The organism is Geodermatophilus chilensis (assembly GCF_002802985.1).
Lineage (GTDB): Bacteria > Actinomycetota > Actinomycetes > Mycobacteriales > Geodermatophilaceae > Geodermatophilus > Geodermatophilus chilensis.
Genome location: NZ_NVPT01000179.1, coordinates 1 through 9,483 on the forward strand (window position 1 = coordinate 1; position 9,483 = coordinate 9,483).

Here is a 9,483-nt window from a genome sequence, read left to right on the forward strand (position 1 = left end):
TCTATCTATTGGATTATTATGTATGTTCTTGATTAATAGTGCTAGGACCGAGAGCTACACGTAACGAGTCGTCGGCAGCGTCAGATGTGTATAGGGTACAGCTCTGAGCCTGGTGACGTACTGGAGACGGCCACCCTTCAGGGTTCCGCCCGGCCCCGTCCCGGGCCCCGCCCTGAGCCTGCGAAGGGTGGGCAGGACGGGCGGCCTCCTGCAGGGTCCAGCCGCGAGCCTGCGAGTGGCGGGGGGCAGGAGGTCCTTCTTCATTCCAGCTCGACCGGGACCTCACCGAACGCGAGGAGGCTGACCACCCAGTACCCGACGTAGAGCGCCAGCAGGGTGCCGCCGTGCCACCGGGTCAGCCGGCCGGTGGAGAGCAGGTACGCAGCCAGGGCGGTGAGGACGACGAGCGCAGGCAGGTGCCAGGTGAGCACGTCCCGGCCGACGACGATGCCGCCGGCCAGCAGGGTGATGCCGAGCTTCCCGGTGACCGAGAAGACGACACTGCCGATGACGTTCCCGACCCCGATCTCCGGCACGCCCCTGCGGAAGGGCTCCACCGTGAGGAAGACGTCCTCCATGGTGAGGACGGCGGTGGCGATCGTGGCGCCGAACACCGTGCCCTCGAGCCCGGAGGTCTCCAGGATCCCCTCCGTCCCGGTGCTCACGGTCGCCGCACCGACGACGAGGCCGGCGAGGGCGACGACCGCCAGTCCGAGGTGGGCCCAGCCGGGCAGCTCACGTGCCTCGGCGCGGGGCTCGTCGTCGACGAGCTGCTGCGCCCGCTCGGCACCCGTCCGTGCTCCTGCCGTGGCCGGCAGGTCCTCCCGCACCTGGTTCTGCGCCCCGCGTCGGGGGTCCGTGCCGTCTCCGGCCTCTGCGACGGCGGCTTCGTACACCTCCACGTCGCGGAAGACCGCGACGCTCCTGCGGAGTTCCCGCGCGGCGACGTAGGTGATGAACAGGACGAACAGACCGAGCAGCAGGAGTCCGTCGGTCACCGTGAGCGGCCCGGTGAGCGTGAACGCGACCGTCACGAGCGGTGCGACGGCGAACACGACGAGGTAGTCGCGCGGGATGTCGACCTCGCTCGGCCGCAGGATCGCGGCGACCGCGAGGACGATCCCGGTGAACGACAGCGCCGTCCCGAACACGACGCCGAGCGCGACACCGCTGAGGTCCTCGAGGTTCAGCCCGACGCCGAGCGCGATGTCGTCGAACTCGACACCGGTGAAGACGACGGCGAGCAGGAACAGCGGGACCCGCAGACCACTCGCCGCCCCGACGAGGTGGGTGATGAGCTTCTCCGCGCTGACCACCAGCAGCGTCGCCCCGGAGACGAAGACGAACACCGAGGTCATGCCCGCGGTCCCGTCGTCCCCGGGTGCCGGGCGGCACCCGGCCGCCGGGGGGTCAGCACCGCGTCGCGTCGCCGCGCCGCCTCGTCGGCGGCGGCCACCGCCTCGGCCACGAGCCCGTGGTCGGGCGAGAGGTGGCAGACCGGGTCGGTGCGGGCGGCGTCGCCGGTGAGCTGGAAGGCCTGGCAGCGGCAGCCGCCGAAGTCGAGCTCGCGGCGGTCGCAGCTGCGGCAGGGGTCGGGCATCCACTCCGTCCCGCGGAAGCGCTGGAACAGCGGTGACCGCTCCCAGATCCACCGCAGGGGGTGCTCGCGGACGCTGGCCCGGGGAAGGGGCAGGGTGTGTGCGGTCGGGCACGGGAGGACGCCGCCGTCGGGCACCACGGTGAGCTGGCGCCGGCCCCAGCCGCCCATGCACGGTTTGGGGTACCGGCTGTGGTAGTCGGGCAGGACGTAGATGACCTCCATCCGCCCCTGCAGGCGCTCGTGCGCTGCCCGCACCACCCCCTGGGCGCGCTCCAGCTGGGCCCGGCTCGGCAGCAGCCCGCCGCGGTTGCGCAGGGCCCAGCCGTAGTACTGCGTGTGGGCCAGCTCGATCCGGTCGGCCTCCAGCTGCTCGGCCAGCTCGAGCACGCCGGCGATCCGGTCGACGTTGTGCCGGTGCAGGACGACGTTCAGCGTGAGGGGCCAGCCCAGGTCCTTCACGAGCCGGGCGGCGGCCAGCTTGCGCTCGAACGACGGTGTCCCGGCGAGGCGGTCGGACAGGGCCGCCTCGTCGGCCTGGAGGCTGATCTGCACGTGGTCGAGACCGGCGGCCAGCAGCTGCTCGGCGCGGCGGGGCGTCAGGCCGAGCGCGCTGGTGATCAGGTTGGTGTACAGGCCCAGCTCGGCGGCGTACTGCACGATCTCGGCGAGGTCGCGGCGCAGCAGCGGCTCACCGCCGGAGAGGTGCAGCTGCAGCACGCCCAGCTCCCTGGCCTCGGCCAGCACCCGTCGCCACTCCGCCGTGGTCAGCTCGTCGGCGTAGGCGGCGAGGTCGAGCGGGTTGGAGCAGTAGGAGCAGTGCAGCGGGCAGCGGTAGGTGAGCTCGGCCAGCAGCCCCAGGGGCGCGTCCACGGCGCCGTCCACGGCGCTACGCACGTCCGACCTCCGCGTCCCCGAGCTCGAGGCACCGCCGGGCCGCGAGCCGGTCGAGGAAGCGGCGCACCTCGGCGTCGTCCACGGAGGCGTACCGCCCGCGCAGCTCGGCGACGATCCCGGTCACCGTCCGCTGCCCGTCGCACAGCTCCAGGACGGCCGCGCCCGTGCCGTTCAGCACGGTGACCGCCTCCGGCGTCAGCAGCACGTGCTGCCCGCGTGCCGGGTCGAACCTCAGCCGGACGTGGCGGGCCAGCCGGGGGCGGTCACCGCTGGCGGTCTGCACAGGCGTGGTCGATCGCATCGAGCATGCTCCAGAGGACGTCGCACTTGAAGGACAGGGCCGCCAGGGCGGCCGCCTGCTGGTCCGGCGTCCGGCAGTGCTCCGTCACCACCTCCAGGGCGTGTGCGGAGTCGCGGGGCGCCTGCGTCAGGCGGGCGCGGAAGTAGGCGAGCCCCTGCGGGTCGATCCAGGTGTAGTGGCGCTCGAAGGCGGCGAGGCGCTCGGCCATCAGGTCCGGCGCGAACAGCTCGGTCAGCGAGGAGGCCACCGCCTCGACCCACGGCCGGGTGCGGGCGAAGGTGACGTAGGCGTCGACGGCGAACCGCACGCCCGGGACGACGTGCCGCTCGTCCTCCATCTCCCGCCGGGTCAGCCCCGCCGCCTCGCCGAGGCGCAGCCATGCCTCGATGCCGCCCTCGCCGTCGACGGTGCCGTCGTGGTCGACGATGCGCCGCAGCCAGCGGCGGCGGACCTCGCGGTTCGGGCAGTTGGCGAGGACGGCGGCGTCCTTGCGGGGGATGTTCACCTGGTAGTAGAAGCGGTTGGCCACCCAGCAGCGGATCTGCTCGCGGCCCAGCTCTCCCCCGTTCATCCTGCGGTGGAAGGGGTGCTGGTGGTGGTAGCGCCGGGACTGCGTGCGCAGGGTCGCCACGAAGTCGTCGGTCGCCGTGTCGGTCAGCGTCACGGTGGGCCTCACACCTCCAGTTCGAGCCCGTCCACGGCGACCTCCATGCCGTGCTGCTCGAGGACGCGGCGCTCCGGGGCGTCCTCCAGCAGGATCGGGTTGGTGTTGTTGACGTGGGTGTAGACGGTCCGCGGGACCCCCAGCGCGGCGAGCCGCTCGAGGCTGCCGCCGGGACCGCTGATCGGGAGGTGCCCCATCTCGCGGGCGGTCCGGCGGGCCAGGCCGAGCCGGAGGAGCTCGTCGTCGGACCAGCAGGTGCCGTCGACGAGCAGGCAGGAGCAGTCCTCGAGCTCGGCGCACACCGCCGGCGTGAGCTCCTGCACGACCGGCAGGTGGACCACCGCCCGGCCGCTGCGCCCGTCGGTCAGCCGGTAGCCGACGACCCGCCCCCCCCGGGATCCGGAGCCGAACCGCGGGCGCTTGGTCGTGGGGACGTCGAAGGCCCGGTACGACAGCCCGTCGGCCAGCGGCACGTCCACCCCCGGGACGACCGGCCGCCACTCCACCGGGCAGTAGGCCTCCAGCGTCCGCAGCAGCGCCGTCCCGTCGTACAGCGTGTCGCGGGTCGCCTCGGTCGCGTGCACGACGAGGCCGCTGCCCTCACGGAGCAGCAGCAGCCCGAGCGTGTGGTCGAGCTCCGCGTCGGTGAGCAGCACGGCCTGCAGCGGGACGCCCCGGCTCCCGTCGGGGCCGCCGGCGGGGTGCAGGGCGGGACAGGCCTCGATCTGGGCGTGGACGTCGGGTGAGGCGTTGAGCAGGAACCACCGCCGGCGGTCCGCGCTCACCGCGATCGACGACTGGGTGCGCGGGCGGGCCGGCCGCGACCCGTCGCGCACCGCGCGGCACGGGGGGCAGGCGCAGTTCCACTGCGGGAACCCGCCTCCCGCTGCCGAGCCCAGCACGCGCACCCACATGTCGATCGGTGGTCCTCCCGGCCGTGCGGAGACGGAGAGGCGCCGGACGGCATCGTCCGACGCCTCTCCGCCCGGTCCCGGACGTGTCGGTCTAGTCCCAGTCGTCCTGGACGCCCATGTACGCGGTCGCCTCAGCGGACACCCGGATCTCCTCGAAGGAAGGGGTCTCCCACTCGTCCGCGCAGAGCGGGGGGACGCGGTCCTGGTCCATCGCCGTCACCTCCCCCCGGACGAGTCCTGGCCCTCGGGCAGCGAGAAGACGAACATCGCCTGGCCGTGGGGGCCGCCCATCATCCCGGGCAGGAACCCCTCGACCCAGGCGCCCCAGCCGACCGGGACGGCGATGTACTGCTTGCCGTCGACGCTGTAGGTGATCGGGCTGCTGTGGTGGCCGCTGCCGCAGTTGAACTGCCACAGCAGCTCACCGCTGCGGGCGTCGAGCGCGACGAACCGCCCGGACGGCGTACCGGCGAACACCAGGTCGCCCGCCGTGGTCAGCACCGACGCGCACATCGGCAGGTCGTTGCGCCAGCGCCACACCTCCTCGCCGGTGGACGGGTCGAAGGCCGAGACCGACCCCGCCATCTCCTCGATGTCCACGGTGACCGCCGCGCCCCAGTAGGGGATGCTCTCCTTGAACTCCCGCCGCCGGCGGGCGACCGTCGCGCCGGTGTCCTGCACCGGGACGTAGAACAGGCCCGTCCTCGGGCTGTACGACGCGTGGGTCCACTCCTTCGCCCCGGCCGGCCCGGGGTAGAAGTGCACGTCCTCGCCTTCCTTGTCCGGGTAGATCCTGGGCGTCACCTGACCCTCGGGACTGATCTCGCCCCAGGTGATCCGGTCGACGAACGGGAAGATCCGCACCCGCTCACCGTTGGTGCGGTCCAGGACGAAGCAGTACCCGTTCTTGTCGAAGTGGGCCAGGAGCTTGCGCCCGCCCTGCTCGAACAGGATGCACTCCATGTTGCTGTCGTAGTCCCACAGGTCGTGCGGGGTGCACTGGTAGTGCCAGCGGATCTCCCCGGTGTCGGCGTCCACCGCGATGACGCTGTCGGTGTAGAGGTTGTCGCCCGGACGGACCTCCCCGTCGAAGTCGGGCGCCGGGTTGCCGGTCCCCCAGTACAGGAGGTTGGTCTCCGGGTCGAAGGTGCCGGTGATCCAGCCGTTGCCACCGCCCCGCGTCCACGCCTCACCGTCCGACGGCCAGGTCTCCGAGCCCGGCTCGCCGGGCTTCGGGATCGTGTAGCACCGCCAGACCCGCTCCCCGGTCTCCATGTCGTAGGCGTCGAGGTGCCCGCGCACCCCGAACTCCCCGCCAGAGCTGCCGACGACGACCCGGTCCTTCACGACCAGCGGGGCGACCGTGAGGCTCTCCCCGGCGCGCACGTCCCCGCTGGTGACGTCCCACAGGCACTCACCGGTGGTCGCGTCGAGCGCGAGCACGTGGGCGTTGAGAGTGCAGACGAAGACCTTGCCGTGGGCCACGGCGACCCCGCGGTTGACGTTGCCGCAGCACAGCGAGACGTCGAACGGGATCGCGTGCTTGTACTGCCACAGCAGCTGCCCGGTCTTGGCATCGAGCGCCCAGACCCAGCCGTCCCACCCGGAGACGTACATGACGCCGTCGACGACGATCGGGCAGTTCTCGAAGGCGTACGTCGACTGGCCCGCGTGCAGCCCGTGGGGCGAGAAGCTGAACACCCAGGCCGGGGTGATGCGGACGACGTTCTCCGTGTTGATCTCGTCGAGCGGGCTGTACCGCTGCCCGTCGTAGGCGCCGTAGTAGGTGAGCCAGTTCTGCGGCTCGGAGCGGGCGTCGAGGATGCGTTCGTACGTGACGTCCTGCGCCACCGGCGGCGCAGTTCCGCCCGCGGTGGTCAGGGACCCGAAGTCGACTGCCGGCGGGGCCTGTCCGTACTCGATGTCAGGCCTGTCCTGGATGTCGGTCATGAACTCAGTCCCGTCTACGGTCGTGGCTGCTGGGGGCGGTCGAGGCGGGCGGACTCCGGGACGTCGCCCCTCACGACGATCGCCCCGATCAGGCCCCGGCCCTCGTCGTTGCCGATGTTGGAGCTGAACCAGTAGTAACCAGGGCCGTCGAGGGTGACGGACATGGTCCCGCGCGAGTAGTTCGGCAGCCACATCCACTTGCTGTCACCGTTGCTCGGCACGAGCGCGCAGTGCGTGTTCTGGTCGTCGTTGACGAACTCGATGTCCAGGTGCCCGCCGTGCGGCAGGACCAGGACCGAGGGATCCCAGATCAGCTGGTCGGGCACGATCCGGATCCGGGCGCGCATCCGGCCGTCATCGCCCTCCTCGGCGTGTCCGATGTTCCCCGTGGCCAGCAGCCGACCGATCGTCGCCTGGTTCTGGCCGTCCAACCCGATCTCGCTCAGCGCCGCGGATCGCTCCGATGCGGTGCTGGTCATCGACCTCACCTCCTGGTGCGGTTCTGCTGTCGAAGCGGACTGACGAAGTGCCTGCGGTGCCTGGGACCGTCACGGCCAGGCCCCCGGACGTCGGCCCGGCGTACCTCGCTCGGTCGGGGCCTGAGTGGCCATGGCACCTCCTTCCCTCTGGCTGCTGCGGCCGCGCGATCATCAGGCGGCATCGGGTCTGAGCAGGACCTTGGTGTAGCCGTCCACCCGCTGGGCGGATCGGCGGTAGGCGTCCGGCGCCTGGTCCAGCGGCAGTTCGTGGGAGACCACGAAGCTGGGCCTGGCCCGGCCCTCGGTGATCAGGTCGCGCAGCTGCCGGTCGTAGCGCCGGACGTCCGTCCGCCCGGTGCCCAGGCGCAGGCCCTTCTCGACCAGCGTGTGGATCGTGACGGGCAGCGTGCCGGGCCCGGCGTCCGCGACGGCCCCGTCCGGTCCACGGCGCACGCACGGGCCGGGGAGGCCGAGCCCACCGGTGGGCCGCACCGTGCGCACGAGCTGGTCCAGCACCGCCGCGGACTCCTCACCCTCGCCGGTCCCGGGGGCCGGGAACCCGACGGCGTCCACGCCCGTGTCGGTGCCCTCACCACCGGTCAGGTCCGCGATCTGCTGCGCCGGGTCACCGGCGGAGGAGTCCACGGCGACGGCCCCGATGTCGCGCACCATGGCGAGTCGCTCGGGGCGGGAGTCGACCACGAAGACGCCCGACGCGCCGCAGAGCAGCGCACAGTACGCGGCCATCAGCCCCACCGGTCCGGCGCCGTAGACGGCGACGGTCTCCCCGGGCGAGAGGCCCGCGAGGCGGCAGCCGTGATACCCGGTGGGGAAGACGTCGGAGAGCAGGACGTAGTCGGACTCGCGGTCGGTGCCGGCGGGCAGCGGCAGGCAGTTGACGTCCGCGAACGGGACCCGCAGGTACTCCGCCTGGCCGCCGGCGCGCGGAGCCGGGGCGACCGTGAGGCAGGAGCCGGTGGAGCCCGCCCGGCAGTTCCGGCAGAAGCCGCAGGCCACGGTGAACGGGAGCACGACGCGGTCCCCCTGCTCCAGGGCGGTGACGCCGGCGCCGACCTCCTCGACGACGCCGAGGTTCTCGTGGCCCAGCACGGTGCCCGGCTCGGCGCCCGTGCGCCCCTCGTACACGTACAGGTCGGCCGCGCAGATGCACGTCGACGTGATCCGCACGATCACGTCGTTCGGCTGCTCGATGCGGGGGTCGGGGACCTCCTCCACGGCCACCTCGAAGGGCGCCCGGTAGACCACCGCCCGCATGGCCGCCCACCCCCCTCCGGCTGCCGTCTGCGTTCTGGAACCGGGCCGGGACCGCTAGCGTGCTGCTCCTCGACCGCGGCCCGAGCCTGGGTCGCTTCGCCCCACTTCCCAAGGGGAACGGGATGAACGGCGCGAAAGCTCGCACGAACGGCGCACTCCCCGCGACGAACGGGGCCGCGCTCTCCGACGACAACCTGAAGCGGATCGCCACCGCCCGCGAGCGCTTCGCCGCCGGAGCGGACACCGTCCAGGGGGTCCGGCCCGAGATCCTCATGTCCTGGTACCGGTGTCGCGAGGAGTACGAGGTCGACCCCCACCTGGAGCGGGCACCCGCCGCGGCCGAGGGCAGCGTGCACTCGATGGGGCACGACGTGGTGTTCGCCGAGCTCGGGGGCTCGGCGGCCTGCGCCGCCGGGGAGGTGGAGGGCCTCGACGGCCTGGTCACCGTGGCCGACTGCGACGGCCGCGTCCTGGCCTCCTGGGGCAGCCGGCGGCTGCTCCACCTCGCCGCGGACAGCAACCTCGCCGCCTGGTCGCTCTGGGCGGAACGGACCAGCGGCACCAACGGCATGGGGACCTCGCTGGAGAGCCAGCGCCCGGTCCTGGTCAGGGGCCCGGAGCACTGGTGCCAGAACTTCGACCCGTGGACGTGTGCCGGCGTCGCGGTGCGCGACGTCGTCACGCACGAGCCGCTCGCCGTGCTCAACGTCTCCTGCTGGCGGACGCCGCCACCCGATGCCGTGGTGCCGTGGCTGAGCAGGGTGGCCGCGGCCACCGAGGCCAAGCTGCGACAGCGGGCGCGGCACACCGGCACCCTCCTGGCCGCCGCTTTCGCCGACGCCCGCCTGCCGTCCGCGACGCCGCTGGCCGCCGTGGACACGGCCGGGAAGGTCGTGCTGGCCAACAGCGAGGCCGCCGTCCTGATCGGCACCCCCGCGGACACCCCGGCGTACGCCCCGGCGCAGCGGTGGACCCCGCAGGTGCCCGGGGTGCCCGAACTGGTCCGCTGGGTCACCGAACGCGCCCGGCAGGACCCCCGCTGGCGCGGGTCGACGCGGGTCTACGTGCCCTTCCTCGGGACTCCCCTGTCGGTCGCCGTCCGCCCGGTCCTCACCGGGACCCAGGTGATCGGCGCGCTGCTGGCCCTCGGCTCCGCCGACGGGTCCGACGCCGGCGGAGCCCACGTCGGCGTGCCGGACGTCGGGGTGCCGGACGCCGGGGCCTCCCCGGGTCGTCCGGCACCCCGACGCTGCCTCTTACACACATCTCCGAGCCCACGAGACCTTACTATATGTCGTACGCTGTCCTCTCCTTGCGAAAAAAACCTCCCCCGTCGCTCCCCGCCTAGCATACGTCCCTGACCGCGTCACCCCCACGTTCCGCGGAGCAGGGCCGCTGATGACCCG

General features: G+C 72.6%; 10 protein-coding genes. 1 reads left to right on the plus strand and 9 read right to left on the minus strand.

The features are described from left to right. Positions 1–260: 260 nt before the first annotated feature. From CNO22_RS22635 to CNO22_RS22675, 9 genes are all read right to left on the minus strand, one after another. Positions 261–1,358 (minus strand): sodium:calcium antiporter, encoded by a 1,098-nt coding sequence (locus CNO22_RS22635; protein WP_100501521.1) that lies wholly within the window; start codon positions 1,356–1,358, stop codon positions 261–263. After that, positions 1,355–2,494, minus strand: a complete 1,140-nt coding sequence (pqqE, locus tag CNO22_RS22640; protein ID WP_232807266.1) for a pyrroloquinoline quinone biosynthesis protein PqqE — start codon at positions 2,492–2,494, stop codon at positions 1,355–1,357. The genes CNO22_RS22635 and pqqE overlap by 4 nt, the downstream gene beginning before the upstream one ends. Further along, positions 2,487–2,777, minus strand: coding sequence for a pyrroloquinoline quinone biosynthesis peptide chaperone PqqD (pqqD, locus tag CNO22_RS22645; protein WP_198588536.1), 291 nt, complete (start codon positions 2,775–2,777; stop codon positions 2,487–2,489). Before pqqD ends, pqqE begins: the two co-directional genes overlap by 8 nt. Continuing rightward, entirely contained in the window at positions 2,758–3,459 is a 702-nt protein-coding gene (gene pqqC / locus CNO22_RS22650; protein WP_100501524.1) for a pyrroloquinoline-quinone synthase PqqC, read from the minus strand. Before pqqC ends, pqqD begins: the two co-directional genes overlap by 20 nt. 8 nt (positions 3,460–3,467) lie before the next feature. Further along, positions 3,468–4,373, minus strand: a complete 906-nt coding sequence (gene pqqB, locus CNO22_RS22655; RefSeq protein WP_100501526.1) for a pyrroloquinoline quinone biosynthesis protein PqqB — start codon at positions 4,371–4,373, stop codon at positions 3,468–3,470. Between the two features lie 91 nt (positions 4,374–4,464). Then, on the minus strand, positions 4,465–4,584 hold the full coding sequence (pqqA, locus tag CNO22_RS22660; RefSeq protein WP_100501533.1) for a pyrroloquinoline quinone precursor peptide PqqA: 120 nt from the start codon (positions 4,582–4,584) through the stop codon (positions 4,465–4,467). 5 nt (positions 4,585–4,589) lie between these two features. Beyond that, on the minus strand, positions 4,590–6,323 hold the full coding sequence (locus CNO22_RS22665; protein ID WP_100501528.1) for a PQQ-dependent dehydrogenase, methanol/ethanol family: 1,734 nt from the start codon (positions 6,321–6,323) through the stop codon (positions 4,590–4,592). 14 nt (positions 6,324–6,337) lie between these two features. After that, entirely contained in the window at positions 6,338–6,802 is a 465-nt protein-coding gene (locus CNO22_RS22670) for an MSMEG_3727 family PQQ-associated protein (protein WP_100501529.1), read from the minus strand. 171 nt (positions 6,803–6,973) lie between these two features. After that, the gene (locus CNO22_RS22675) at positions 6,974–8,077 is read right to left on the minus strand and encodes a glutathione-independent formaldehyde dehydrogenase (RefSeq protein WP_100501530.1); all 1,104 of its coding nucleotides are present in this window, start codon (positions 8,075–8,077) and stop codon (positions 6,974–6,976) included. 59 nt (positions 8,078–8,136) lie between these two features. Between CNO22_RS22675 and CNO22_RS22680 the strand changes: the two genes are divergently transcribed. Continuing rightward, entirely contained in the window at positions 8,137–9,438 is a 1,302-nt protein-coding gene (locus tag CNO22_RS22680) for a sigma-54-dependent transcriptional regulator family protein (protein ID WP_100501531.1), read from the plus strand. The last annotated feature ends 45 nt before the right edge of the window (positions 9,439–9,483 follow it).